This is a genomic window from Telluria aromaticivorans (assembly GCF_013003915.1).
In the GTDB taxonomy this organism is placed as follows: Bacteria; Pseudomonadota; Gammaproteobacteria; order Burkholderiales; family Burkholderiaceae_D; genus Telluria; species Telluria aromaticivorans.
In genome coordinates, this window is sequence record NZ_JABAIV010000004.1 from 1 (window position 1) to 25,301 (window position 25,301).

The window sequence follows — 25,301 nt, forward strand, 5'->3', positions numbered from 1 at the left end:
CAAACAGCTCCCGCTTCGTTGCTTGGCGCCCCATCATCGCAACCTCCGTATCCGCAAGTACTCACATCACGGTAGGCGGTGAAAACGTTATGATCAAGGGAGTTTTTCAACACAATAGACCCAGAGCAGCCGTTCGAATACAGCGAACCCGGCCATCAAACTCAGCATAGCAGCCCGTCAGGGCGGAAAAATCGCTGAATGTCACGAAAGGCAGGAGCCTGCCCAGAGCAGACGTTGATGCGATTAGAAAAACCTCGATAGGAATAACACTGCGAATGGGCTGATCAATGTTGCTACTGTCGTCAGCCGCAGTACGAGAGCTACTCGCGACCGGTTTTGAGGGTTTGCCCGTACCAAATCCCATGACCAAGCTGCACTTGTGCCTGCCACCGCGGCCGTAATGATGAAGCCCATAATGAACGGGCCAATCATGCCAATCGGATCCATTATCGGGATGATTGCTCCGTGCTTGGGTGTCCAGGTCAGGATGCCGATGAGCCATACAACAAAGAACACCAAGGGAATTGCCCCGATGGTCATCAGCACGTTGGCGATTACCAGCTTCGTGTGTGTCGACAAATGCGTTCCTTGGCCGAGACTTACAATAGCGCCTGCTTCTGGCCGGTTACAGACAACTCAACTATCTGAATCGCTCGCAAACAACTTCTAATCACGTCTTCGCGTCCTCAAGCGGCTTTCCGGAAGCGACCCACGCCTTGACCCATGCCGGCTGGCGTCCTCGACCACTCCATTGCTGGTTTGGATCTTCTGGATTACGGTACTTGACCTGCGCGGTGCCTTGTTTCGGCATTTTAGGAACTTTGATGGCGCGGAGCTGCATTTCAGACAGTCCAGCGTTCCGAGCGATATGAAGAATTTGCTCACGCGCCTTGCTGATACTTAGGAAATGTTGAGTTTTCAACTCATCGATCACTTGTACTTCAAGAGCGCGAAGCTGAGCTAGGGAATATTTGGATAGGTCATGCATTTTTGCGTGGTGTCTCCTATGGGTGAAGTCGCACCCTACCATGAACGAAGGACCAATGGCAGCCCACCAAGGACGTGCGACCGCCGGTATTCTGTAGCTATAGGCGGCAGAACATCAGCGTGCTATGCCCTCATGGCCAAGGACGCAACCGTCTGAAAAAGTAGGGTTCCAGCAGCTGCAACCGACCCGAAGCGGACATCGATCACACTAATGCTCGTCCTTTAGCGGCGCATAGATGTCAACGGAAAGCGCTATGTGTCGCTCTCCAAGCATTCGCGTCGTATTCGGCGAAATTGTGACGCCTTCATTTGATTCGTGCATGAACCAGCCGCAAAATAAGTCTATTTGGAATCGTGCTGCAAGCGAAGCCCAGGTATCCAGGCTTAGATCGATGCAGCCTAGCAGCCGCGAAACTTGCCCGTCGAAATCCGCGCTTTCGCTCGCTTCCGCCTCGAGTATCCACGCTCTGATGTTCTTCACGACGACTGCGCCGGACGAGGTCGAATTCATAGCCCTTGACCCACCCTTTGGTGTAGGGATAGTTGAACAAGCGGCTCAGTTCTTCGGGAGCGAGATCATCACCAACGATACGAAGCGCTGCTTGGCATCTGCTCAATGTCGTCATGGTCACTGGTTTCCATATGGGCGCCAACTAGTCTGCTTTTAGCTGGTTGCAGGTGTTCGACTGTGCTGCTTTCGACCCACAAGAGACAGTCGAAAAACCGAAGAGCGGACATTCGCGGAGAATTAACCTTAGGCAGCGCCGTGCTGGTCATTTGCGTGCCCGAAGTTTGTTGCGATCCGACGGGAGCGGAGGCCACGAATCAGTTTCTGTCATGTGCCCGTTGTCCTCGACCCTCTGGATTATGGATTCGGCCTCATCCTCTGCTGTGGTGTGCTCGAAGTCCTGCCACGGGATTAGACTGTGCCAGGTGCGTTTGTACTTCTCCGCCCGATAGCTCACCGCAGCCGCCTTGGACTTCAAGTTCGTCGCGAGGCCCCGACGGTACCCGTGGCGAGAATCTTTCGCACAAGCTGTGGCTTGCCATCCGCCTTCCGCTTGGCAATCTCCAACGTGATGTCGCCCACAAGTCTGGTTGCACTCAGGACATCCGGCGGCTCAGACTGTTCTTGAAGCGCTGCCCCACTGCGGTGCCACTCACGTTGCGGTGGGCGAAAGTATTTTTCCTTGGCGTACCGAGCACCACTGGCGCGGGGATATCCCACAACATGCCTTGAACGCGCGCGAGAAGGCAGCTTCGCTGCCATAGCCGACCGCGGTGGCGATCCACTTCAGGGGACGCCCCTGCAATAGCGCGCGCTGGGCGAGAGAAACGCGCCAGCGTTGCAGGTAGACGCCTGGCGTGCAGCCAACCCGTTCGCGGAAGGTGTTGGCGAACACACTGCGCGACATCCCGGTTTGCTCGGCCAAGTCCTCCAGGGACCATTCATGCGCCGGCTTCTCGTGCATGGCGACCAGCACCAGACGCAAGCGCGGGTGAGCCATGCCGGCCAGCATGCCGACCTGGATGCTGCCTTCTTCCATCAGGTGCCTCAGCACTTGGATCAACACCACTTCGAGCAAACGGTCCAGCATGGCCCCGCGCCCACAGTTCTGCGCGAAAGCCTCGGCAAAAAGCAGATCCAGCACAGGCTCGGCCCCCCGCAGCGCAGCCAGCGGCAGGCAAATGAAGGCAGGTAGTGCTGTGGCAATGGGGTTGGCCGCGCCACCGTCGAAGCTGAGATTGGCGCAGATGAAATCGGCACCGCGCACGGGATCGGTAAGAAAACGATGCGCCATCGGCAGCGGGTAGAGCAGCAGGCTGGGCTCGGTGATCCGCACGGCCGGAGCGTCGCTGTGAATGACCTCGACCACGCCTTGGCGAATCAGATGCAGCTGGCCAACATCGCCATCGCCGGGCAAGTCATTGATTCCACAGAGTGCGCCGGTGTTGAAAACGCGCGCAGTGAGCGAGAAGTGATCTAGCAGGGCTGCCAGGCGATCGGCCATCTTGATACTCCAAATCAAATTATTGAGACTAATTATATCCAATAGTCTTGACTGAAGGCGTAAAGTTCTTCCTGCCAACCGGCTATCCCTTCAACGCTTTACTTAATGGAGTTCAACATGTCCCTCGAGAAGATCCTCTACACCGCCGAAGCAGTTGCCACCGGCGGCCGTGAAGGCCGTGCCGTATCGTCCGACAAGGCGCTCGATGTGCAGCTGTCGACGCCGCGCGAACTGGGTGGCGCGGGCGGCCCCGGCACCAATCCGGAGCAGTTGTTCGCGGCGGGTTACTCGGCCTGCTTCCTGGGTGCGCTGAAATTCGTAGCGGCACAAAGCAAGGTGAGCTTGCCCGCTGCCACTCAGATCAACGGCAAGGTGGGCATCGGCCCGATCCCGACCGGTTTCGGCATTCAGGTGGAGCTGAAGATCAGTCTGCCCGGGGTGCCGGCGGACCAGGCGCGCGCGCTGGTCGACAAGGCGCACATCGTTTGCCCGTACTCGAACGCCACGCGCGGCAACATTGATGTCGCCTTGGTCATCGTCGATTGAGCGCCGCACGTCAGTCTACACATTCCCCGATTCCCGACTCTATTAAGGAAAGCAACATGAAATCCATGCAACGCAATCTGAGCATTCTTGCCGCCGCACTCTTCGTCGCTGCCGGGGCCGCCCCCTCAATGGCGGCTTCGACCCACTCCGCCACCAAACCGGTCGCGGCCGCGCAGAAGACGGCAAGCACCATCACGACACGCGACGGCGTGCAGATTTACTACAAGGACTGGGGTCCCAAGGACGGCCCGGTGGTCGTCTTCAGTCATGGCTGGCCGTTGAATTCGGACAGTTGGGAGTCGCAGATGATTTTTCTGGCTTCCGAAGGATATCGCGTGGTGGCACACGACCGCCGTGGCCACGGACGATCCAGCCAACCGTGGAATGGCAACGATATGGACCATTACGCCGATGATCTGGCCGCGGTGATCGAGGCACTCAACCTCAGGAAGGTGACACTGGTGGGATTCTCGACCGGTGGTGGCGAGGTGGCGCGTTATATCGGTCGCCACGGTACCGCGCGGGTCAAGAAGGCGGCGCTGGTGAGCGCGGTGACGCCGTTCATGCTCAAGACCCCGACGAACCCCGGCGGCCTGCCCATCGAGGTATTTGACGGCCTGCGCAAGGGCTCGCTGGATAACCGTTCGCAGCTTTACCTGGACATCGCCTCAGGGCCGTTCTTTGGCTTCAACCGTCCGGGCGCCAAGCCCTCGCAGGGGCTCATTCAGTCCTTCTGGGTACAGGGCATGCAAGCCGGGCACAAGAACACCTATGACTCCATTGCGGCCTTCTCGGCAACGGATTTGCGCGAGGATCTGAAGAAGTTCGATGTGCCCACGCTGGTGATCCATGGTGACGACGACCAGATCGTGCCGATTGATGTCAGCGGCCGCGTCACCGCCAAACTGGTCAAGAATGCGAAGCTGATCGTCTACCCCGGAGCCCCGCACGGCGTGACCGATACCCACAAGGATCGCCTCAACCAGGACCTGCTGGACTTCCTGCGCGACTGAGCATCCTCTTGCACTGCTGCCCTGTAAGGACTCGGGGCAGTTTGCCTAACACTCGTACCGACAAATTATTTTTACTTTCTGAAGAATGCAAATGAATGCCACACACCTGATCGCGGCTGTCGCCGTGCTTGCCTCAGCCGGTTCGGTCCTGGCTCAGGAATACGTCACCCCGGACGCCGGTTTCGCCTCGACCAAAACCCGCGCTGAAGTTATCGCCGAACTGCACCAGGCACGCACCGATGGTTCAATGAACTATTCGGACTACAGCTACCCTGTGGTCAAGTTCACGCCGACCAGGAGTCGTGCAGAAGTCCTTGCCCAGCTGCACCAGGCGCGTGCCGACGGTTCGCTAAACGACTCCGACCACAACTATCCCGTGCTGAAGGCCGAAAACAGCTCGAAGACGCGTGAGGAAGTGCACCCCGAACTTGTCCAGTATCGCGCGCAGCGTCCGTACGGCGATCTCGACCACGACTACAGCGGCGGCCACTGAGGTACCGCTCACAAGGCAGCAAGCCCGGCGGCCCAGACTTCAATGGCGATTCTTTTCCATTAGGGATAAACATGCAACAAACCATCCGCAAGATTCAATGCAGATGCGGCTACCTTCAAGGCAGCCTATCCGGCGCAGCGGGAGTGACTCCTCTCAGCTGCCACTGCCGGGACTGCCAAGCCTATGCGCATGCCCTGGGCCATCCCGAGCGCGTTCTCCACGAGCTGGGCGGCACGGACGTCGTGACCACATTGCAGCAGCACCTGAGCTTCACAAAGGGTAAGCTGCTCTGGCATGCATTTCCTTGTCTGAACAAGGCCCCCTGCGCTGGTACGCAAGCTGCTGCAACACACCTATAGGCAACACCGCGAGCGACCCCATTTGTCCTACGTCGCGCTTGTGCACACCTGCCTTGGCGAGTCTGTCGACAAACTGAACACGGAATTCGGCACAACGCACGTGCCTATGAACATGAAGCATGCCAAAGGTAAGGTCGGATCCAGCGCAATAAGCACGTTGTTTTCCACAACGCGCATCATCGCCTCGGTGCTCCACGCGCGCGCCAATGGAACGTGGAAGCACAGCCCGTTCTTCCAGCCGGGCAGCGTGAAACCGGTGGCGACTCCACCGTCGGTTAACAGAGTTCGTTGACGATACCGCTATTCAAAAGAATAACGAAGGGTTCCGTTCGTGCGCTCGACTAAGCAACTAAGCTTAACGCATCGGTGGTTTCCTACTTGATTGAATGTCTGCTTTTGGCCTTGGATTCAACTGGTGAACGCAACACTCTAAGACGTATGGAGGAGTGTTCACATGAAGCGGAAAGACTCAAAGACTGTGTCGCATCGATCAATCGAATGCGCAGCCGATTGCGGACGCACGGTAACGCCCGGTGTACGAGTCGATGGTCCCATCACCCGCTGCAGGTTCTGTTAGAGGTCAGCCATATAAAAGAGGGAGCCACCCGGCTCCCCTGCTTCAAGCGGCTTTCGCCCCTTCCTTCCTTCTTTGCAGCACGAAAATCGGCTGCGCCCACTGCACGTCCTTCTTCTTCTTGCTGGTGATCAGCGTCAGCTCCGACGGATCGTACACGTCCGTATTGTGCGTCAGCGGCGTCGTCATCAGGTACTGCGCGTCGGTGTTCTTCAGGAACTCGCCCACCAGCTGGATGTTACGGATATCCAGGTGCGCAAACGGTTCGTCGATGAACACGAAGCCGCCCGAGCCTTCTTCCGACTTCAGCAAACCAATCAAGAGCACCAGCGACTTCATCACCTGCTGTCCGCCCGAAGCTTCGCCGTCGTTCATGCCGATCTGGTCCTTGCCGTCGAACTTGAAGCGCACATGCAGGCCGGCCTGCGCCAGTTGCACGTCGTCGTTTTCGAGGCGCACCGGGTCGGCCTGGACGTCGATGCCCGCCAGTTCGCCCAGGTCCTTGATGTTCTTGGAATAGGTCTTGATCGTGTAGCGCAGGCGCTCGATATAGGCGCCGCGCGCGTTGGCGGTGGCTTCGATCGCGCGGTTGTTCTGGTAGCGGCGCTCTTCGGTCTCGGACTGGCGGCCACTGAGCTGGTCGTTCAGGCGGCCGTACTGGTCGATCACGGTGCCGTCCTGTTCCCAGTCTTCACGCGCAAGGGCGTGTTCGAGCGAGGACAGGCGCAGGTTGACCTGGTGCGCGTTCTGGTGCTTGGTGACCAGGGCACCGCGCCAGGCGCCGTTCTTCCAGGTAGCTGGTACGTGGCGCCAGCTGCGGCGCAGCGCCATCAGCGCCTTGGCGTGTTCGCTGCGCTGCTCGATCGTCCGGCGGTTGTTCAGGCGGGTGCCGGCTTCGGCTTCGGACAGCGCCATGCGGGCGTTCTGCCATACGGTGTCGGCGCGAGTGCGTCCCACCGTCGCGTTCTTGGTCAGCATCTGCAGCTCGCCCAGGCGCGCGCCCACTTCCAGGCGCTCGGCCTTGAGCGGGGCAATCGCGCGCAGCGCTTCCTCGAACTCGGCTTGGCGCGCGGCCAGTTCCTTGGCGGCGTCGACGCCGGCGATGCGGCCCTTGAGGGCGCCGATTTCCGCGGCCAGCTTGCTGATGGTGAGCGTGAGCGCGTCTTCCTGGGCTTCCAGGTTAGGCAGCAGCTTCTGGATCGCTTCCAGGCGCTGGGTCTTGCCGGCGGAGCCGAAGCGGTAGCGCGACGGTTCCACGAACAGCGAGCGCCCGCCCCGGCGTTCGCGGTGGTAGGCGTCCGGCGTGATCCATTCGTCGGCGCGGGTCTTGAAGCCCTCGTCGACCGAGTCCACGCGCTCGATGCGTTCCAGCTGGTCGATCAGCCAGCCCGGCGCCTTGCCGGAGAAGCGCACCACCGACAGCAGGCTGTCATCCTTGACCACCGGCGCTTCGACGCAATCGGGCACGATGAAGTGGCGATAGCGCTCCTTCTCGGCCAGGCGGTAGGCCGCCGGGGCATCCTTGGCTTTTTCCAGCAGTACGACCGAGGCGTAACCGCCCAGCACACCTTCGACGGCGCCCTGCCATTTCGGCTCAAGCACTTCGACGATATCCGATAGCATCACGTGGGCGATGCCCTCGTCGCGCAGCGCGCGGCGCATCAGGCGCTGGGCTTCCGGCTCCGGCATCGCGCTCTTGCCCTGCAGGGCGGAGACGGTTGCCATCTCGGCGGCGATTTTTGCCCCGATGGCCTCGCGCTTGCCCTTCTGCTTGGCCAGCTCGGCTTCTTTTTCGTCCAGCTGCTTGGCCACTTCGGCGATGTCGGCGCCGGCGTCCGCGGACAGCTTGTGCAGGCGCTCCTTCTGCTCGACCAGGCTTTCCAGTGGCTTCAGGCGGCGGTTCACTTCCGTCAGGCGCACCGCCAGCTCATTGCCTTCCTGCTCGAGCTGGGTCTCCAGCTTCTGCGCCTCGGTCAGGGCGCGCTGCTGCGCCGCGAGCTGCTGGCGCTTCTCGGCCAGGATCGAATCGGCCTGCAGCAGCGGCTTGCGCGCCTCGCGCAGGTTGCGGGTAATGGTCCCGGCCTTTTCGCGCGCTTCGTGGTATTCCAGCGCCGGCAGCACTTCTTCCTGCAGGTCGCGCTTTTCCTTGTGCAGGTCGGACCACTGGTGGTAGTTCGCCACGCGCAGGCGCAGGCCTTCCAGGTTGATGCGCGAGGTCTCGAGTTCGGACTCGAAGCGCTTCAGTTCCGTCTCGGTGTCGCGCTGGTGGCGCTTGGCTTCGTCGTAGGCGTCCAGCACTTCCTTGTCGCCGAAGACCTGGAACACCAGGTCGAGCAACTGGCGCGGCGCGTATTCGCACAGCTTGTCGGTCTCGCCTTGCTCCAAGGCCAGCACTTTCGACATCGCAGGCGACAGGCCGGCCGACGCGAGGCGCTTGCGATAATTCTCGACGCCGAGCCAGTCGGATGCTTCGGTGACTTCTTCGATGTCGACATTCCCCGGGCGCATCAGGTACTGGCGCTTCCAGTCGCCGCCGTTCTTCTGGATCTGGCAGAACAGCGTCACTTCGTCGTCGGCAAAGAAGCCGGAATGGCGAAACGGGCGGTTCGACAACTGCTTGCCGACCGCCTTGTTGTCGACCACCGCGCGGATCCAGGCGCTCTGCTGGCCCGAGTGGCGCGCATAGTGTTTATAGGTGCGGCCCATCGAGCAATCGAGGCCGAACAGGGTGCGCAGTGCGTCGAGCAGCGTGGTCTTGCCGGAGCCGTTCTGGCCGGCGATCGTGATGATCTTGGCGTCGAGCGGGATGTTCTTGATCCGCTGCCAGTAATCCCAGTGGACCAGTTCGAGTGATTTGATGTGGAACATGGGCTAGTCTCAGTTCGCAGGATTCATTGGTGCATCGGCGGCGTCGGTGACGACGGCATCAGGTGCGGCTTCAGGTGCGGCCTCAGGTGCGACTTCAACCACGGCATCGTTGGCGGCTTCGCTGTCAAGCGGCGCGCGGCGCGGGGCGGCAGCCAGCGGGGCGCGCTGGAACACGTCGGCCAGCGCGCCGTTGATGATGCGTTCCTTGAGTACGTCGGTGTCCATCATCAGGTCGAGCAGCGGGCCTTCCAGGATCACATCGCCGCGGCGTTCGATGAAGCCGAGCTTCGAGAGCACGCCCAGGTTCATGTCCATACGGGTCTTCTTTCCAAGTTTGTCGCCGAAGTCCGACAGCAGCGCCGTGTACGAGATGCCGATGGAGGTGTCTTCCGCGCGCGGGATCGGGGCGTCCTTCTCGAACATGTCGGTCTGGTCGTCGGCCACCGTGACGTGGGTCTCCTGGCGCTCGCGCTTGGGCAGGATGATCTGCGCCCACAGCACGACCAAGAGGGCCACGCCGTCGCGGGTCAGGCCGAAATTATTGTTCTGCCAAATGTCCTTGGCCCCAAAAATCTTCGGCTCCACGTTACGGTGCAGCGCGATCGTCACGTGGTCGGCATACACGTTGTCGAGCAATTTGAGGCCGCTCTCGAGCAGGCGCTTGTCGACTTCGATGCGGAACTGCTCGTCCGACAGCGCGCGCTTGACCATCTTGTCGTCGCGGCGCAGGGTCTGGTGCGTCAACAGGCGCGCGATCAGGATTTGTGCATCGTCATTCATTGCTCGTACCGCTTTCAGGACTATCAGTATGTAATGCGAGGGAAGCGATCGACATGGCCGCCACTTCCGGGTCGTCGAGCTGGATCATGTCGTCCAGCGTCTCGAAGCGCACCGGCAGGCGCGCCAGTTCGGCGGTCGCGCCCTGCAGGCTGGCCTCGGCCGCATCGCCCAGCAACGGCAGCAGCGAGGCGCGGTAGGACGCAACCGCAAAACTCGCCGGCAGCAGCGACTCGTGCAGCGCCACCTTCTTCGGGCCGCTCTCCGAGAATTCGGGGAAGTTACCGAGGTTGGCGAAGTCGGCCAGCTTGTTGATCCAGTCATTCAGTTCTCCCTGCATCGCAGGGTTGTCGTTGACCGTCAATGGCGCATCGGTGCCGGCCGGCAGGCCCTTCGGGCCGGTCGAGGTCACGCGCTCGAGCAGCAGCTCGGTCTCGGCCACGTCGATCATCTCGGCCGGGGTGCCGAACAGCGGCACCACCGGGCGGTCGATCGCGCCCGCGGCCAGGCTGGCCAGGTCGTCGTGGGCCAGCAGCCAGCGTTTCACGTCAGTGGTCGACAGGCCGGACTGGCCCAGGTGCACGCGCTGGCGCTCGATCTGGTTTAAAGCACGCGAAAACATGCCCTGCATGTTCAAGAGTGCGCTTTGTGCCCTGCCGATCGCCTGCGCCGCCTTGTGGGTCGCCGAATCGGCATTCGGGTCCATCGTGATGGCGCGCAGGATGACCGAGCCCTTCTCGACCCAGTCGCAGGCCATGTGCCATTTCGCCTGCGAGGTGCGCAGCTTGAATTCGGAGCCGGAGGCGATCGCATCGCGGAACTCCTCGGTCAGCTCGACCAGGCGGCCCAGCAGGTGCCGCAACTGTTCCACCGTGATGCCGCCCACCGCCTGGGCGCCCGCCACCTGCGACAGCAGGAAGCCCATCTCGGCATCGTCTTCTTCCGGCTTGGCCAGGGCGATCAGGGTGTCCAGCGCGGACAGCACGTTGCGCGCCAGCGGCGTGATGCGGTAGACCGCGGCCGGGGCGTCCCAGGCCAGCAGGCCATGGCCGCGCAGGCGGTTCAGCACTGTTTCCAGGCTTTCCGCCGTCAGGTAGGCCAGCTTGTTGTTGATGTCGCCGCGCGAAAACGCCGAGCTGGCCGTGTCGCTGGCCAGCTCGCGCAGCACCAGCAGGCGCACCAGAACCCCGTCCTGGGTGCCGTGGAACAGCGCCGTAAACGCAGACAGCATGGGCTGGGCGCGTTTCAGGTGGTAGACCTGCTCGATCTCGTCGGGCGCCACGCCTTGCTGGAAGTGCGCCTGCAGCGGGTCGTCTTCTTGCGGCGTGAGGGAATCTGCGGCGAGTGCTGCTGCGGCCAGTGTGTCGATCATCGTGAAATACCGTTCTTCATGCGGGGCAGCAGCGCCTGTCTTGGCAGGCGCTGCCGGTCCGCGGGGGCGCCAGTATAACAGTTTAGGGTGGGCAATTAGCAGTCCGGCGGCCAGGCCCCGGGCGATCCAATGCAGGAAAGACACACTTCGGCATGGTCATTCATGCAACACGGGCAGGGTGGAAACCTTGGACCAGGACAGTAAGCTAGAGCCGGTCGATATACGCCGCCAGCTCGTCCGGCGTGCCCGTGGGGAAGGCTATCCGGAGGTAGTCGAGGAAGGCGGAGACGCGCGTGCTGAGCAGCCGCCGTGACGGGTACAGCGCCCAGATGGCAATCTCGGGTGCATCCAGCTCGCCCCAGTGCAGCAGCCGGCCGGCGGCGATATCGTGGCTGACCAGCGAAATCGGCAGCCGCGCCGCGCCCACGCCTGCCCGTACGGCGTCGCGCACCATCATCAACGAGGACAGGTGCAGTACCGGCTCGGCCAGAATAGCCTCTACACCGCCAGGTGTGCGCACGGTCCAGGACGCATCCTGGCCGCCGGCGCCGCGCACCACCGCCGGAACCGTGCTGCCGTCCTGTGGCCGCGCAATGCCCGGAGGGGCCACGACCACCAGCCGGTCGCGCAGGAAGATGCGGCCCACTAGGCTCGCATCCGGGGCCGGGTTGACCCGGATCACCAGGTCGATTCCCTCCTCCACCATGTCCACCGGCCGGTCCTCTGTCGACACTTCCAGCCGCACCTCCGGATAGGCCAGCGCGAAGCCGGCCGCGAGCGGCCCCATCGCGCCTTGCGAGAACAGCAGCGGCGCACTGATGCGCAGGCGGCCTCGCGCACTGGCTCCGCTCGACGACAGCGCATCGGCCACCTCGTCGATCTCGGCCAGCAGCGCGCCGGTGCGCTCGTACAAGGCTTGTCCTTCCTGGGTGAGCTTGAGCAGGCGCGCACCGCGCTCGAGCAGGCGCAGTCCCAGGCTGGCCTCGAGCTCGGCGACGCGGCGTGAGAGCGTGGCCTTGGGACGCCCGGTGGCGCGCGCGGCGCGTCCGAAGCCGCCATGGCGGGCGACCAGGTTGAAATCGGTCAGGGCAAGCAAGTCCATGTGTTTCACCAGTGAGACAGCATGTCTAAATATACCGTCTATCGGTCCTCCTGTGGGACGCCTACCATGCAATGCGTCAACCGACACTTTTCAATCACACAGGAGTGACCATCATGACCATCCTCGTTACCGGTGCAACCGGCAAAGTCGGCCGCCAGGTCGTCGACCAACTCGTCCAGCGCGGCGCTGCGGTGCGCGCCCTTGCGCGCAAACCGGCCGATGCCGGCCTGCTACCAGGGGTCGACGTCGTCCAGGGCGACCTGCTCGACGTCGACGCCCTCCGCGCCGCGATGTCCGGCGTCTCGACGCTGTTCCTGCTCAATGCCGTCGCCGCCGACGAATTCACCCAGGCCCTGGTGACCTTAAACGTCGCCCGCCAGGCCGGTGTCGAACGGGTTGTTTACCTGTCCGTCATCCACAGCGACGTCTACGTCGACGTGCCCCACTTCGCCGGCAAGTTCGGGGTCGAGCGCATGCTCGAGCAGTTGGATTTTTCGGCCACCATCCTGCGCCCTGCCTATTTCATGGACAACGACCTGACGATCAAGGACGTCGTCACCGGCTACGGCGTCTACCCGATGCCGGTCGGCGCCAGGGGCCTGGCCATGATCGATTCCCGCGATATCGGCGAGATCGCCGCGCTCGAGCTGATCCGCCGCGACCAGGCCAGCGAAGCGCTGCCGCTCGAACGGATCAACCTGGTCGGGCCGGACACGCTCACCGGTGCACAGCTGGCCGCCATCTGGACCGAGGTATTGGACCGCCCAATTGTCTACGGCGGCGACGACACGGCCGCGTTCGAGCAGAACCTGCGCCAGTTCATGCCGGGCTGGATGGCCTACGACATGCGCCTGATGGCCGAGCGCTTCCTCAGCGACGGCATGGTGCCCGACACGGGTGACGCCGCCCGCCTGGTCCGCCTGCTGGGCCGGCCCTTGCGCTCCTACCGCGACTTCGCCGCCGAGACCGCCGCCGGCTGACCTATCCACCCAGGCACAAGGAATCCATCATGATCTATTCGACTGCCACCGTCCCGGTCAACCCGGAAGGCAAGACCGCCCTCACCCGCGCGCAGGCATGGGCGGGCCTGGTGCTCAAGGCCCGCGACGCCCGCCTGTTCCTACCGCCCGGCCTGTGTACCCGCTGCGACATCGTGCACGACAGCGCCACCCACCTGGTGCGCGAAGCCACCATCGGCGGCCAGGATCTGCGCGAGATTGTCAGTTTCGAGCCGGAAGAAAAAGTCTCGTTCTTCCAGGCCGGCGGACCACGCGAAGGCGTGATCGTCAACGAGCTGTTCGAGGACGCCAGCGGCGCCTTGCAACTGCGCTTCTACTGCTACCTGGGGCTGCGTGGGACGCGGCCCGGCGGCCCCGAGGAACAGGCGGAACAGGCCTTGATAGACAGCGAACGCGGTTACCGGGCCGCCTTGCTGTCGACGCTGGAACGCACCCGCGAGCTGCTCGCGCAGGGCAAGCCCGGCATTCCTTGAGGCTGCCGCAACCGGCCTGGGCAATGAATATGCCCACTGCCGCGGGGCCTGGGCGGGACGGCTTGCTATTCTGGCTATGACACTCATCAAGAACCCCAATTAGCCGCGGCGGCGCGCACCCCTTATGCTTTCGTTTGCAGGACAGGCCCGGCGCCCTGACGGCCCCGGCAGCCTGACCACACCACCCACAAACAAGCAGACGAGGAGACCACAACATGAGCACGGAAATGAATTTGGAGACCGCCGAACAGGAAATGAAATGCCCAATGGGGCAGGGCAAGAAGTCGAAGCAGACACGCACCAACGCGCACTGGTGGCCCGACCAGCTCAACCTGGGCGTGCTGCACCAGCACGCCAGGCTGGGCGACCCGATGCTCGAGGACTTCGACTACCGGAAAGAATTCCAGAAGCTCGACCTGAACGCCGTCATCGCCGACCTGCATAGCTTGATGACGGATTCGCAAGACTGGTGGCCGGCCGACTACGGCCACTACGGCCCCTTCTTCATCCGCATGGCCTGGCACTCGGCCGGCACCTACCGCATCTTCGACGGCCGCGGCGGCGCCCGCTCGGGCGAGCAACGCTTCGCGCCGCTCAACAGCTGGCCCGACAACGGGAACCTCGACAAGGCGCGCAGGCTGCTCTGGCCCATCAAGCAGAAGTATGGCAAGCAGCTGTCCTGGGCCGACCTGATGATTTTGGCCGGTAACGTGTCGCTCGAATCCATGGGCTTCAAGACCTTTGGCTTCGGCGGCGGACGCGAAGATATCTGGGAACCACTGCCGATCGACTGGGGCCCGGAATCCACCTGGCTGGGCGACGAACGCTACAGCGGTGAGCGCGAGCTGGCCAAGCCGCTCGCCGCGGTGCAGATGGGCCTGATCTACGTGAACCCCGAAGGACCCAACGGCACGCCCGACCCCGTGGGTTCGGCGCGCGACATTCGCGACACTTTTGGGCGCATGGCCATGGACGACGTCGAGACCGTGGCGCTGGTGGCCGGTGGCCACACCTTCGGCAAATGCCACGGGGCCGGCCCCGCGCACCACCTCAGTTCCGATCCCGAGGGCGCGAATATCGAAGAACTGGGCCTGGGCTGGAAGAGTGCCTACGAGAGCGGCATCGGCGCGCACGCCATCACCAGCGGCCTGGAAGGCGCCTGGACCGCGACGCCTACGACATGGGACATGAGCTACCTGGAAACGCTGTTCGGCTTCGAGTGGGAACTCACCAAGAGCCCGGCCGGCGCGCACCAGTGGAAGCCGGTAGGGGATGCGGGCCGCAATGTGCAGGACGCCCATATCCCCGGCAAGCTGCACCAGCCAATGATGACCACGGCCGACCTGGCCCTGCGCTTCGACCCTGCCTACGAAAAGATCGCGCGTCACTTCCTGGCCAACCCTGCGGAATTCGCGGACGCCTTCGCCCGCGCCTGGTTCAAGCTGACCCACCGCGACATGGGACCGAAGCTGCGCTACCTCGGCCCGCTGGTGCCGCAGGAAGACCTGCTCTGGCAGGATCCGATTCCGGCAGCGAACCACCCGCTGGTAGACGACGCCGACATCGCGGCGCTGAAAGCCAAGGTGCTGGATTCCGGCCTGTCCATCCCGCAGCTGGTGAAGGCGGCATGGGCCTCGGCATCGACTTTCCGCGGCAGCGATATGCGCGGCGGCGCCAACGGCGCCCGCATCCGCCTGGCGCCCCAGAAAGACTGGGAAGCGAACGACCCGGCCGAGCTGGCAGAGGTATTAAACCGGCTGGAAGCGGTCCAGCAGGAATTCAACGCTGCGGCGCCTGGCGGCAAGCGCGTCTCGCTGGCCGACCTGATCGTGCTGGGCGGCAGCGCCGCGGTGGAAGCGGCCGCGAAGAAGGCCGGGCATGACGTCAAGGTACCGTTCCACCCGGGCCGCACGGATGCATCGCTCGAGCAGACCGACGTCAATGCCTTCGAGGTGCTGGAGCCGGCGGTCGATGGCTTCCGCAACTACATCCACGCCGGATCCGTGGGTAACGTGGCCAACGCCATGCTCGACAAGGCCAACCTGCTGATGCTGACAGCGCCCCAGATGACGGCTCTGGTCGGCGGCATGCGCGCGCTCGGCGCCACCAGCGGCAACGCACAGCACGGCGTGTTCACCACCCGCGCCGGGACGCTCACGCCCGATTTCTTCATCAACCTGCTCGACATGCGCACTTCCTGGAAGCGCGTGGACGGCAGCCAGCACCTGTTCGAAGGGCTCGACCGCAATACCGGCGAACGCCGCTGGACCGCCACGCTGGCCGACCTGATCTTCGGCAGCAATGCGCAGCTGCGGGCATTGACCGAGGTGTATGCCGCCCAGGACGGCGAGGCGCACTTCGTGCAGGATTTCGTGAAGGCGTGGACGAAGGTGATGGAGCTGGACCGGTTTGACCTGAGGTATGCGGCGGCGGCTTGATGCTTTAATAGCGCCGCAATTGTTCCGGTTGCGTAGGGTGGGCGGGGTAATTTCGGGCAATGCCCGGAATTACGAACGCCCACGCGGTGATAGTTACGATGTAAACAGCCGCACGGGCTGCAGCACCGTAATTTGAACGCGTGGGCAAGGAACTTGCCCACCCTACGAGTCACTGGCGGCTCTTATGTGATCGGTACTAGCAGCCGTTCCCGCCTTTGGCGCAACTCAACGCTTCGTCAACGTCGCCAGCGTCTGCTCGATCTGCTCCTTCTCCCCATCCTGGTAGCGCAGCTTGACCGGATACCACTCGTGCTTCGGCGCCAGCCACACTTCCAGCACCTGCTCCTTCTTGTCGGCCAGCGGCTGGCGCGCCACCAGCACCGCCTCGACCTCACCCAGGCCGGTGCGGACCTTTGCGCGGCGCATCACCTTGAATACCCAGGTCTCGGCATCGCGCCGGCCGGCGACAAAAAAGGGCCATTCGGAGCCCGGCTTGAAGCGCTCGCCGGCAGCGCGCGCCACGGCGGCCAGCTGCCAGGTAATCGAGACGCGGTCCTGCTCCCCGCCCTTGAGCTCGTAGACCTGCTTGCTCGCGCTGAAGCGAAGCTGACTGGCATCGCGGTCGAAGGTGGTGGTGGTCGGGTCCTTGCGCAAGCGCTTTTCATGGAACTCGGCCGGAGCCAGGCCGAAGGCGTCTACCGATCCGCTACTGCGGTCTTCGGTGATGGTGCCCAGCACCGGCACGCGCGATTCGGCGCTGACGGCGTATTTGCCGTCGCCAGCGCGCCAGGTGACCACGGCATCGCCCTTCAGGCTGAAACCGCGGTGGCGCGCCTGCAGCTCGTAATTCAGGTCGGCCGACGGCGGCAGCGCGAACGGACGCTTGATGGCGGCCGGCGCCTCCTGCGCGGCAGCACTGCCCAGGGTCAGGGCCAGCAGCAGGCCGCAGCAGGTGGGTCGAAGATTCACACTTTGCATATCAAAATCCTGGTCGGGTCATGGCGATCTTGTTCACCGTTTGCGTGGTCACTGCGCCATTGGCTTCGCTGCTGCGGATCTGCACCGGCATCCAGCCATGGGCCGGCGCCAGCCAGATATCCAGCCGCGATTTGTACGAGCCCGGTTTCGGTGGGCGGGTCAGGCGCACCGTGTGCAGGCGCCCGATCGGGGTGTCGATGTCTTCCTGGCCGGCCACCTTGAAGGTATAAACGCTGCCGTCGCGGTCTTCGCCGACAAACATGTCGATATCGCCGCTGAGCTGGGCCGGGTCGCCGCGCGCGATCGCCGCCAGCTGCAGCGGCACCGTGGCCTTATCCTGCGCTCCCGGCGGCAGCGCATAGCTGGCCTGCGAGCCCGAGAACGTTACTTTACTGGCCGGCCAGTCGAAATGGGTGGCCGTCAGCGCGCGGCCGCGCCGCTTCTCGGTCATTCTCAAAGGCGCCAGGCCGGTGCTGCCGACCTGCCCTTCACTGGTCAGCACCACCAGGTTCACGCGCGCGAACACGACGCGGATGCCGGCCTCGATGCGCACCTGGTAGGCGCCTTGCTGGTCGCGCTTCCACGACAGGACAGCCTGGCCGCTCCACCGGGTGCCGTCGGCGTCCTGGCGCGCCACGTCGAGCGTGAGGTCGGCCGGCGGCGGCACGTCGACCTTGTAGCGGCGCACCAGGTCCTGGGCTGGCGGCGCTTCAGGCTCGGATGCGGGCCCGGGAGCCGGCGCTGCCGCCGGCGCTGCTACGGCGACCGTATCGGCAACCTGCTCCGATGGCGCTTCCACCGGAGGGCCTGGCGGCAGGCGCTCGCCGACCGCATCTTCGACCACCATGTTCGATGGCAGCGGATCGAAGTCGGGCAGGGCCGGCTGGGCCATCTTGGGCGCGGGCGGCGGCACCGGTTCGGGTGGCGGCGCGGCGCGCGGCGGCAGGAGACGGGTCACGCTGAGCACATCGCCGCCGTCGCGCCCGGGCAGCGACAGGCCCTGGGTGCCGGCGGTAATCCAGCCCAGCACCAGCCAGTGCAGCAGCACTACCAGCGTGCCCAGCACCAGTGGACGGCGCCGCTGTCGGAGGAATGCAAGACTCATGCCGCTAGTGTAGCCTGACGGCGGCGCCGGTGCGGGCGCGGGCTTGCAGTTCGACTTTGTGACAATGTTAGTTATCTGCTACGCTAGGGTGTCACCCCCAACGGAGAACACCGATGCTCAAGCCCCCCATGCCGAACGCTGCCGGAATGACCGATACGCTCGAATTCGTCAAGAATCTCTGGGGCAGCATGAATATCCCCGGCGTCACGATGCCGGGCGCGACGTCCAGCCTGTCCACCGAAGACCTGGACAAGAAAATCACCGACCTGAAAGCAGTCGAATCCTGGCTGAACCTGAACATCGGCATGTTGCGCGGGACGATCCAGGCCCTCGAAGTCCAGCGTGGCACGCTCGCCACGCTCAAGGCAATGAGCGACAGCATGGCCCAGGCCATGGGCGGCGCCGGCGACAAGTCCGCTATGGCGGCGCCTTTCGCCCAGTTCTTCGCACAGTCGGCCCCTGCCCCGGCGGCAGCACCTGCCGCGCCTGCCGCGGCGCCCAGCGCCCCGCCTGAGGCCGCCGCCGACGGAGCCGCTGCCGACAATCCGATGCCGGCAGCGGTCGCTTGGTGGAACTTGTTGCAAGACCAGTTCCGCCAGGCGGTATCGAGTGCCATCCCTACGCCGGGCGCGGCAGCCGACGAGACTTCCACCACGCACGATGGCGAGGCAGCCAGGTCGCCTTCAGGGCCAAGCGGCAAAGGCGGCTCGCCGCTGGATGTCTCCGGTGGCGCACCCGACCCGGCTACCAGCAATCCGGCCGGTGGCCGGGCCGGACGCAATCCGCGCGGCAAAGCCGATAAAGCTTGATCAGCAGCAAACCCACGCACACTTGACGCAAACGGTAGCGCACGCCGTGCCGGCGTGCTGAACTGGACCAAACGGGACCACGTTTTCACGGTCTTGCCTTCCAGGTTGCCGTCCAGTAGCTGTCGGAGTGCGTGTGCTTGCCATCGATCCTGCCAGTCTGTCGCCGTCCCAGCTTGCCGACCTGCGCCGCAAGCTGGTAGCTGCCGGCTGCGAGCCGCCGGCGCACGCCTGGACGCTCGCCGACCTCGCCGCGACCATCGTCGAATTCCGCCGGCGCCAGGGCATCGCCGGCCTCGGCCTGCTCGACGATGCCACCCTGCAGCGACTGAACGCCGTCAGCGGCGCCACCTTCAACGACGTGTTCCAGGATGAACTCGACCTGCTGCGCCCGCAGGTCGGCCCGGGCGCCGATATGGGCGCCAAGGTCGTCCCCGATGGCGAATTGCCGGTGCGCGCCCACGCGGCCGGCCTGACCGGGCTGGCGCTGTCCGGCGGCGGCGTGCGCAGCGCCACCTTCGGCCTCGGCATACTCCAGGCGCTGGCGGCCCAGGGCCTGCTGCGCCAGCTCGACTACCTGTCGACCGTGTCCGGCGGCGGTTTCATCGGCGGCTGGCTGTCCAAGTGCATTCACGAACAGGCCGGCAACGTGGGCGCGGTCGAAGCCATGCTGGCGCCCTCCGCCGGCACGCCCGAGGCGCCGGCGCTGCGCTTCCTGCGCCAGTACAGCAATTACCTGTCGCCGCGCGGCGGCATGTTCAGCGCCGACACCTGGACCCTGATCGGCACCTATGTGCGCAATACGGGCCTGAACCTGACCATGTTGGTGGCCTGGCTGTGCGCCCTGCTGCTGCTGCCGCGCGCTGCCGTCTGGGCGGTGCACCGCATCGTCAGCCCCGGCGGTCCGTGGGCCGCCTATGCCGACGTGGCCTGGATCCTGGGCGCGCTGCTCTTCCTTGGCGCCGTCTTCGGCATCGCGCTGAGCATCTCCAGCAAGCCATCGGGCTCGCGCGGCCTGCGCCGCTTCCCGCTGTCGCAGGGCGCGGTGCTCTGGTGGATCAACCTGCCGCTGCTGCTGGCAGGCTTCCTCGGGAGCGTCGGATTGTGGCGGTATGGCGGCGCGCCGGTCTGGGAAATGGGCGTGCTGCCGGCCCAGTTCGAGGGCCGGCCTTACTGGCTGCTGGCGCCTGGCGTCGTGTACTTCTTCGTATGGGCCTGCGGCTGGTATCTCGCGCACGACCGCACCAGCGCCTACCGGCGCGCCGGCTACACGGCCTGCGCCGCCAGTGCGGTCACCGTGATGGCGATCCTGGCCGCGGCGGCACAGACCTTCGCCCCGAAATTCCTGCTGCACTTCATGAGCCCCGCCACCAGCGGCTACCTGGTGAACGGATTGCTGGTGCTCGCCGCAGTGCTCTTCCTGCTGGCCGTCGCCCTCGGCATCGCTGCCTGGTTCCAGCCCAACCGCCCATCGGCCGACGTGACGCGCAACGAGCTGATCGAAGGCGGGGCGCACCTGGCCTGCGCCATCGGTGCACTCACCATCGGCACCGTGCTGCTGCTGCTCGGACTGGCAGTGCTGCCGCAGCCGGCCACGCACCCGGTGCTGAACAATGCCATCGCCCTCACTACCTTCGGCATGCCGCTGATGATGGCGCTGTTCGCCAGCACCATGACCCTGATGATCGGCCTGGTCGGCCGCATGTACAGCGACGCCAGCCGCGAATGGTGGAGCCGCCAGGGCGCCTGGGCCTGGATCTTCGCGCTGGCCTGGGTCACGATGTTCGGCATCGCCTTCTTCATGGCGCCGCTGCTGCACTGGGCGTGGCTGACCTACAACCCGTGGGGCCACATCACCACCCTGTTCGGCTGGCTGATCGTGACCTGGTTCGGCCTGAAGGCCGGCAGCGGCAGCGCGACCGGCATGCGCACGGCCGACTGGCGGCTCGACCTGGCCGCGCGCCTGGCGCCCTATGTGTTCACGGCCGGCGTGTTCGCCCTGCTCGGCACCCTGGTGCAGCTGGTGGTCGCGCCCCCGACCATCGCCTGCAAGGGTGCAATCAGCCTCGTCTGCGTATATGGCGCCCATGCCAGCGCCACCCTGGCAACGGGCGGCACGCAACTGGCATGGGCCTTCGGCGGCTTCCTCAGCGCTGCACTGGTGCTCGGCTGGCGCGTCGACATCAACAAGTTTTCGCTCTACATGCTGTACCGGAACCGGCTGGTGCGCGCTTATTTCGGCGCCAGCAGCCGCGCACGCAATCCCCACCCGTTCACCGGCTTCGACCCTGGCGACGACCCGCTGCTGCAAGACCTGAAGCACCAGCGGCCCTGCCACATCATCAATACCTCGCTCAACCTGGTCGGCGGCGAAGAACTCGCATGGCGCACCCGCAAGGCCGCCTCGTTCACCTTCACGCCGCGCTACTGCGGCTTCGAGTTGCCGGAGCAGGCCGCGAGCGGCGACGCAAGGAATGATGCAACCCGCGGCTCCTACCGCCCGACCGACCTGTATGGCTCGCGCTCGGGGCCCGGCGCCGACGACGACGCCGGCGTGCGGCTCGGGATGGCGGTGGCGGTGTCCGGCGCCGCGGCCAGCCCGAACATGGGCGCGCACTCCTCGCCGCCGCTGAACTTCCTGATGACGATGTTTAACGTGCGCCTCGGCCGCTGGTGCCCCAATCCGCGCAAGGCAGCCTGGCAGCAGTCGTCGCCGCCGGTCGGCCTGTTCAGCCTCCTGGCCGAGCTGTTCGGCCTGACCAATGCCGACGCCAGCTATGTCTACCTGTCCGACGGCGGGCATTTCGACAACCTCGGGATCTACGAACTGGTGCGGCGGCGCTGCCGCCTGATCATCGCAGTGGACGTCGCCAGCGACGGCGGCCTGTCCTTCGAAGACCTCGGCAACGCCATCCGCAAATGCGCGACCGACCTGCACGTGCGCATCGACCTCGACGTCTCCAAACTCGCCCAGCGCGGCGGCGAAGGCCTGTGCGGCGCCAGCTGCGCCGTCGGCACGGTGCGCTACAGCCAGGTCGACCAGAACGGCGTCGACGGCACCCTGCTCTATCTAAAACCGGCCATCGTCGGGCGCGAGAACGCCGATTTGCTCAACTACCGGAAGGTACACCCGTCCTACCCGCACGAGAGCACGGCGGACCAGTGGTTCGACGAGACGCAGTTCGAGAGTTACCGGGCGCTGGGACAGTACATCGGCGAATGCGCGCTGGCCGGTGCGGCCAAGGCGGCCCGCAAGGAAGATGGCACGATCGATGTGGGGGTACTGTGTGCGGAGCTGGTGCGGCGGCATGGGGATGCGCCGGAGCGGGCTCCGTGTGCGGATGTTCGGGAGCGGTGCCGCTGATGCGTTAGCGGGATACGAACAACCTTGGATCCCCGGCCTTCGCCGGGAGTCATTGCCGCCAGTGGCGGGAATGACGGTTCATCATTTGATGGTTGGAAGAGACGCCGTAGTTCGCCACCTTAAAACCGTCGTTCCGGCGAAGGCCGGAACCCAAGCTCGTCGAACAGCCACCAACTCAAGCAGCGACAGCCTCCCCACCCGCCGCATCCCCAACCGCTTCCTCCACCGGCTCCTCCACCTTCGGCACCAGCAGCATCAACTGCTCCATCAACTGCGCAAACCGCTGCTGCCCCGGCTGCAGCCGGTCGACGTGCGCCAGCACGCCATGCGCCTCTTCCGACAGTTCCACGCTGTAGCCGCGCTGCTGCATGTGCGATACCAAGATCTGCGCAGAATTGAACAGGATGCGCACGTTGTGCGGCAGCGCGGCGCGGGCATTGCGCATCCATTCCACGGCTTCGGCCAGCTTGTTAGTCTTCCAGAGCAGCACGCCCTGGTTCATCAAATCGATCGCTTCCTTGCGCGCACCCCGGATCAGGGCTTCGCCCTCCTCGCCCATGCGCGCTTTCTCGAAAATCTTCTGCACCTCGTCCTGCAGCAGCTGGTTGTCGTGGTTGTTGCGGATGACGTAGCACAGCAGCTCCACCGGCGCTTCCTTGACGCCGACCGCGAACAGCAGCGTTGCCATCTCCAGGCAGGTCGGCACGTCCGGGCGTTCAGGCTTGGCCTGCAGCAGCGCCTCCAGCTCGTCGCCGGCCTTGCGCGCACGGCGGTAGTCGCCGCTCTCGTGGTAGACCAGGCCTTCGGTGATCTTCGCGCGCAGCTCGATGTCCGGATGCTCGGCGCCGAAATCGCGCTGCACCGCGATCAAGAGCTGCAGCGCTTCCTTCGGGTCGTTCTTCAGGCCGCACACGCGCGCCAGGCCGAGGTAGGCGTCCGGCGTCTTGCGAATCGAGTATTCGCCGATCGCGATGCATTTGCGGAAGGCCTTCTCCGCCATGCCCACGTTGCCCAGCTTCAGGCAGGCCTGGCCCAGGTTGCGCTGGCGCGGCACGGAATTCGGCGAAAGCTTGGCCGCGCGTTCCAGGATACTGAGCGCTTCCTCGTGCTGGCCCATGTTCTGGTAGCTGAGGGCCAGCTGGTCGTAGGCGTCGATGTAGTAGCGGTTCTCGGCAATCACAGTCTGGAACATCTGGCGCGCCTGCTCGTAGTCGCCGTCGGCGAGGCGGATCTTGGCCAGGCCCGAGCGCGCCCACTGGTACTCGCGCTGGGCCAGCACGCGCTCGTAGGTCTCGCGCGCCTTGCCCGGCTCGCCGCTGCGTTCCATCAGCCGCGCCTTCATGCGCAGCAGGTCGATCTCGTGCACCTTGTTACCGGCGACCTGCTCCTCGCACAGGCGCGCGGCGCGCAGGTAATCCTTCTCGAGATAGGCCTGGTCGATCAGGTTGAACACCTGCTTCTTGCGCCACACGCGGTTCAGGCGCGACAGCAGCACGCCCTCGGTGATCGGCTTGACCAGGTAGGCGTCCGGCTGGTGCTCGGCCGCGCCCATCACCGACTCGACGCTTTTCTCGGCCGAGACCATCAGGAATACGCTCGATGGCAGCAGCAAATTGCGCATGCGCGCTTCTTCCAGCACCTGCTGGCCGTTCTTGCCCTCGCCCAGGTTGAAGTCGCACAGCACCACGTCGTAGCGGGTCTTGTTGAGCAAGCCCATGGCCTCGCCGCCGCTGGAAGCCTGGTCGATGTTGCGCGCCCCCAGGCTGCGCAGCGCTTCGCGCAGCAGCTGGCGCACGCCGATGAAGTCGTCCACGACGAGGTAGTTCTTGCCGGCCCAGTCGACCTGGTCGGCGACGGCGGGCGGGTTGAAAGCGTTAATGGAGGCGTTCATGGCAGCGCCAGGATGAAGCAGCCGCCGCCAAGCGCGCCGCCATTCTCGAGCCGCACCGTGCCGGCACGCTCGCGGTGGCGGTGCATCTTCGCGACCTCGCGCGAGAAGTGCAGGCCCAGGCCCGCGCTATTGGTCAGGAAGTTCACGCCGCTGGCGGTGCCGCTCAGCGCCGCGCTGCCCGCCTCCAGCAGCGAAGCCGGGTAGCCGGCGCCGTTGTCCTCGACGCGGATCTCCAGCCAGCCATCGCGCTCGCGCGCCGACAAGCGGATGCGGTCGCGCGTGTAATGCACGGCGTTGTTGATCGCATGCGAGACCACGCCGACGATCAGGTCTTCGTCGACATGCCAGACCAGCTCGGGCTCGACATCGAGTTCGAGCGCGATGCCGCGCGATTCCAGCAGCACACGCTCGAGCGCCACCACCTGCTCGATCAGCTGGCCGGCCTCGATCGGCTGCACGTCGAACGGGTATTCCGGCGTGCCGACGTGCTTGTACAAGGCCAGCAACTGCATCAGGCTGTCGTTCAGGCGGCGCGTCTGGTACAGCATCTGCGCCATCTGCGGATAGGCTTTTTCGGTCTCGGGCGAGGCGTCGTCCAGCAGGCGCTCGAGCGTGCCGGACAGGACGCTGATCGAGTTCTTCATGTCGTGCGCGGTGGACGCCAGGAACAGGAACAGCTCGTTCGATTGTGGTGAGTCTTCCATCGCAGGGGCCGGCGGACCGAAAAAGTTACTGTAAGTCAATTATACCGCGATGGATTTGACAATTTGCTCTCGGGAAGTAACTGAGGGCTTGGGAACAACAGTCCGCGGCGCCCTAAGCAAATCGCTTGGCCTGCGCGGCTCGTCCGCCACTGGCTGCTTCCAATGATGGATGCAACTCGGGCGAACCCAAAGTCTTGCATGTCCTGGGTCTGCTTCTGGCCGATTGCGATTGATTTGTAGCCTATGTTTTCCACGACCCATGCAGACCTTCGTGAGGTCTATAGTCAGCGTTTGCACTAATCCTTACAAGGTTCTAGGGCGGGCAACTCGGCACAGGAAGTCCGAGCGGCTTTGTATGTGGTTCATCAAGCCGAAGCCTATGCGGCGCCGTAGTTGCATTGTCCTTGCGAATCTGCCGCC

Annotated in this window: 21 protein-coding genes; 9 read left to right on the forward strand and 12 right to left on the reverse strand. The window is 64.4% G+C overall.

Annotation, left to right across the window (positions count from 1 at the left end):
• Positions 1-243: 243 nt before the first annotated feature.
• The 4 genes from HGB41_RS12635 to HGB41_RS12650 form a co-directional block, all read right to left on the reverse strand.
• Positions 244-579, reverse strand: a complete 336-nt coding sequence (locus tag HGB41_RS12635) for a hypothetical protein (protein ID WP_171084904.1) — start codon at positions 577-579, stop codon at positions 244-246.
• 91 nt (positions 580-670) lie between these two features.
• On the reverse strand, positions 671-988 hold the full coding sequence (locus HGB41_RS12640; protein WP_171084906.1) for an H-NS histone family protein: 318 nt from the start codon (positions 986-988) through the stop codon (positions 671-673).
• A 207-nt stretch (positions 989-1,195) separates the two neighbouring features.
• The gene (locus HGB41_RS23970; RefSeq protein ID WP_212760930.1) at positions 1,196-1,498 is read right to left on the reverse strand and encodes a DUF4279 domain-containing protein; all 303 of its coding nucleotides are present in this window, start codon (positions 1,496-1,498) and stop codon (positions 1,196-1,198) included.
• 649 nt (positions 1,499-2,147) lie between these two features.
• Positions 2,148-2,999: an AraC family transcriptional regulator gene (locus tag HGB41_RS12650; RefSeq protein WP_171084910.1), complete on the reverse strand. Its 852-nt coding sequence runs from the start codon at positions 2,997-2,999 to the stop codon at positions 2,148-2,150.
• A 117-nt stretch (positions 3,000-3,116) separates the two neighbouring features.
• On the opposite strand from HGB41_RS12650, the gene HGB41_RS12655 reads away from it, so the two are divergent.
• The 4 genes from HGB41_RS12655 to HGB41_RS23975 all read left to right on the forward strand — a co-directional run bounded on the left by HGB41_RS12655 (position 3,117) and on the right by HGB41_RS23975 (position 5,410).
• On the forward strand, positions 3,117-3,545 hold the full coding sequence (locus HGB41_RS12655; protein WP_171084912.1) for an organic hydroperoxide resistance protein: 429 nt from the start codon (positions 3,117-3,119) through the stop codon (positions 3,543-3,545).
• A 56-nt stretch (positions 3,546-3,601) separates the two neighbouring features.
• The gene (locus HGB41_RS12660; protein ID WP_171084914.1) at positions 3,602-4,558 is read left to right on the forward strand and encodes an alpha/beta fold hydrolase; all 957 of its coding nucleotides are present in this window, start codon (positions 3,602-3,604) and stop codon (positions 4,556-4,558) included.
• Between the two features lie 91 nt (positions 4,559-4,649).
• Positions 4,650-5,051, forward strand: a complete 402-nt coding sequence (locus HGB41_RS12665; RefSeq protein WP_171084916.1) for a DUF4148 domain-containing protein — start codon at positions 4,650-4,652, stop codon at positions 5,049-5,051.
• A gap of 71 nt (positions 5,052-5,122) precedes the next feature.
• Positions 5,123-5,410: a DUF6151 family protein gene (locus HGB41_RS23975; protein WP_371868515.1), complete on the forward strand. Its 288-nt coding sequence runs from the start codon at positions 5,123-5,125 to the stop codon at positions 5,408-5,410.
• A 619-nt stretch (positions 5,411-6,029) separates the two neighbouring features.
• Here the strand turns inward: HGB41_RS23975 and HGB41_RS12670 are convergent.
• From HGB41_RS12670 to HGB41_RS12685, 4 genes are all read right to left on the reverse strand, one after another.
• Positions 6,030-8,852 (reverse strand): ATP-binding protein, encoded by a 2,823-nt coding sequence (locus HGB41_RS12670; RefSeq protein WP_171084918.1) that lies wholly within the window; start codon positions 8,850-8,852, stop codon positions 6,030-6,032.
• 9 nt (positions 8,853-8,861) lie between these two features.
• The gene (locus HGB41_RS12675; protein ID WP_171084920.1) at positions 8,862-9,632 is read right to left on the reverse strand and encodes a hypothetical protein; all 771 of its coding nucleotides are present in this window, start codon (positions 9,630-9,632) and stop codon (positions 8,862-8,864) included.
• Positions 9,625-11,001: a hypothetical protein gene (locus HGB41_RS12680; protein WP_171084923.1), complete on the reverse strand. Its 1,377-nt coding sequence runs from the start codon at positions 10,999-11,001 to the stop codon at positions 9,625-9,627. The genes HGB41_RS12675 and HGB41_RS12680 overlap by 8 nt, the downstream gene beginning before the upstream one ends.
• A 205-nt stretch (positions 11,002-11,206) precedes the next feature.
• Positions 11,207-12,103 (reverse strand): LysR family transcriptional regulator, encoded by an 897-nt coding sequence (locus tag HGB41_RS12685; RefSeq protein WP_171084925.1) that lies wholly within the window; start codon positions 12,101-12,103, stop codon positions 11,207-11,209.
• A 113-nt stretch (positions 12,104-12,216) separates the two neighbouring features.
• On the opposite strand from HGB41_RS12685, the gene HGB41_RS12690 reads away from it, so the two are divergent.
• The 3 genes from HGB41_RS12690 to katG all read left to right on the forward strand — a co-directional run bounded on the left by HGB41_RS12690 (position 12,217) and on the right by katG (position 16,033).
• Positions 12,217-13,083 (forward strand): NmrA/HSCARG family protein, encoded by an 867-nt coding sequence (locus HGB41_RS12690; protein WP_171084927.1) that lies wholly within the window; start codon positions 12,217-12,219, stop codon positions 13,081-13,083.
• A gap of 29 nt (positions 13,084-13,112) precedes the next feature.
• Positions 13,113-13,595: an AtaL-like protein gene (locus HGB41_RS12695; RefSeq protein ID WP_171084929.1), complete on the forward strand. Its 483-nt coding sequence runs from the start codon at positions 13,113-13,115 to the stop codon at positions 13,593-13,595.
• 215 nt (positions 13,596-13,810) lie between these two features.
• The gene (gene katG / locus HGB41_RS12700) at positions 13,811-16,033 is read left to right on the forward strand and encodes a catalase/peroxidase HPI (RefSeq protein WP_371868516.1); all 2,223 of its coding nucleotides are present in this window, start codon (positions 13,811-13,813) and stop codon (positions 16,031-16,033) included.
• Between the two features lie 225 nt (positions 16,034-16,258).
• Here the strand turns inward: katG and HGB41_RS12705 are convergent, their stop codons facing one another.
• Together HGB41_RS12705 and HGB41_RS12710 are read right to left on the reverse strand one after the other, a co-directional pair.
• Complete coding sequence (locus tag HGB41_RS12705) at positions 16,259-17,011, reverse strand: DUF3108 domain-containing protein (RefSeq protein ID WP_171084931.1); 753 nt, start codon at positions 17,009-17,011, stop codon at positions 16,259-16,261.
• Between the two features lies 1 nt (position 17,012).
• The gene (locus HGB41_RS12710; protein ID WP_171084933.1) at positions 17,013-18,116 is read right to left on the reverse strand and encodes a DUF3108 domain-containing protein; all 1,104 of its coding nucleotides are present in this window, start codon (positions 18,114-18,116) and stop codon (positions 17,013-17,015) included.
• Positions 18,117-18,229: 113 nt separating this feature from the next.
• Between HGB41_RS12710 and HGB41_RS12715 the strand changes: the two genes are divergently transcribed.
• Positions 18,230-18,925 (forward strand): PhaM family polyhydroxyalkanoate granule multifunctional regulatory protein, encoded by a 696-nt coding sequence (locus tag HGB41_RS12715; protein WP_212760931.1) that lies wholly within the window; start codon positions 18,230-18,232, stop codon positions 18,923-18,925.
• A gap of 133 nt (positions 18,926-19,058) precedes the next feature.
• The gene (locus HGB41_RS12720) at positions 19,059-22,286 is read left to right on the forward strand and encodes a patatin-like phospholipase domain-containing protein (protein WP_171084935.1); all 3,228 of its coding nucleotides are present in this window, start codon (positions 19,059-19,061) and stop codon (positions 22,284-22,286) included.
• A 175-nt stretch (positions 22,287-22,461) separates the two neighbouring features.
• Here HGB41_RS12720 and HGB41_RS12725 read toward each other — a convergent pair whose 3' ends face one another.
• Positions 22,462-24,177, reverse strand: a complete 1,716-nt coding sequence (locus HGB41_RS12725) for a response regulator (protein ID WP_171084938.1) — start codon at positions 24,175-24,177, stop codon at positions 22,462-22,464.
• A complete protein-coding gene (locus HGB41_RS12730) occupies positions 24,174-24,881 on the reverse strand; it encodes a sensor histidine kinase (protein ID WP_171084940.1) in 708 nt (235 codons plus the stop codon). Before HGB41_RS12730 ends, HGB41_RS12725 begins: the two co-directional genes overlap by 4 nt.
• Between the last annotated feature and the right edge of the window lie 420 nt (positions 24,882-25,301).

Excerpts from the sequence above, each read along its gene's own strand:
- HGB41_RS12710 (WP_171084933.1), bottom strand. The coding sequence starts at position 18,116 with ATGAGTCTTGCATTCCTCCGACAGCGGCGCCGTCCACTGGTGCTGGGC.
- HGB41_RS12655 (WP_171084912.1), top strand. The coding sequence starts at position 3,117 with ATGTCCCTCGAGAAGATCCTCTACACCGCCGAAGCAGTTGCCACCGGC.
- HGB41_RS12660 (WP_171084914.1), top strand. The coding sequence starts at position 3,602 with ATGAAATCCATGCAACGCAATCTGAGCATTCTTGCCGCCGCACTCTTC.
- HGB41_RS12690 (WP_171084927.1), top strand. The coding sequence starts at position 12,217 with ATGACCATCCTCGTTACCGGTGCAACCGGCAAAGTCGGCCGCCAGGTC.
- HGB41_RS12705 (WP_171084931.1), bottom strand. The coding sequence starts at position 17,011 with ATGCAAAGTGTGAATCTTCGACCCACCTGCTGCGGCCTGCTGCTGGCC.
- HGB41_RS12675 (WP_171084920.1), bottom strand. The coding sequence starts at position 9,632 with ATGAATGACGATGCACAAATCCTGATCGCGCGCCTGTTGACGCACCAG.
- HGB41_RS12715 (WP_212760931.1), top strand. The coding sequence starts at position 18,230 with ATGCTCAAGCCCCCCATGCCGAACGCTGCCGGAATGACCGATACGCTC.
- HGB41_RS23975 (WP_371868515.1), top strand. The coding sequence starts at position 5,123 with ATGCAACAAACCATCCGCAAGATTCAATGCAGATGCGGCTACCTTCAA.
- HGB41_RS12685 (WP_171084925.1), bottom strand. The coding sequence starts at position 12,103 with ATGGACTTGCTTGCCCTGACCGATTTCAACCTGGTCGCCCGCCATGGC.
- HGB41_RS12730 (WP_171084940.1), bottom strand. The coding sequence starts at position 24,881 with ATGGAAGACTCACCACAATCGAACGAGCTGTTCCTGTTCCTGGCGTCC.
- HGB41_RS12695 (WP_171084929.1), top strand. The coding sequence starts at position 13,113 with ATGATCTATTCGACTGCCACCGTCCCGGTCAACCCGGAAGGCAAGACC.
- HGB41_RS12670 (WP_171084918.1), bottom strand. The coding sequence starts at position 8,852 with ATGTTCCACATCAAATCACTCGAACTGGTCCACTGGGATTACTGGCAG.
- HGB41_RS23970 (WP_212760930.1), bottom strand. The coding sequence starts at position 1,498 with ATGAATTCGACCTCGTCCGGCGCAGTCGTCGTGAAGAACATCAGAGCG.
- katG (WP_371868516.1), top strand. The coding sequence starts at position 13,811 with ATGAGCACGGAAATGAATTTGGAGACCGCCGAACAGGAAATGAAATGC.
- HGB41_RS12725 (WP_171084938.1), bottom strand. The coding sequence starts at position 24,177 with ATGAACGCCTCCATTAACGCTTTCAACCCGCCCGCCGTCGCCGACCAG.
- HGB41_RS12665 (WP_171084916.1), top strand. The coding sequence starts at position 4,650 with ATGAATGCCACACACCTGATCGCGGCTGTCGCCGTGCTTGCCTCAGCC.
- HGB41_RS12680 (WP_171084923.1), bottom strand. The coding sequence starts at position 11,001 with ATGATCGACACACTGGCCGCAGCAGCACTCGCCGCAGATTCCCTCACG.
- HGB41_RS12640 (WP_171084906.1), bottom strand. The coding sequence starts at position 988 with ATGCATGACCTATCCAAATATTCCCTAGCTCAGCTTCGCGCTCTTGAA.
- HGB41_RS12650 (WP_171084910.1), bottom strand. The coding sequence starts at position 2,999 with ATGGCCGATCGCCTGGCAGCCCTGCTAGATCACTTCTCGCTCACTGCG.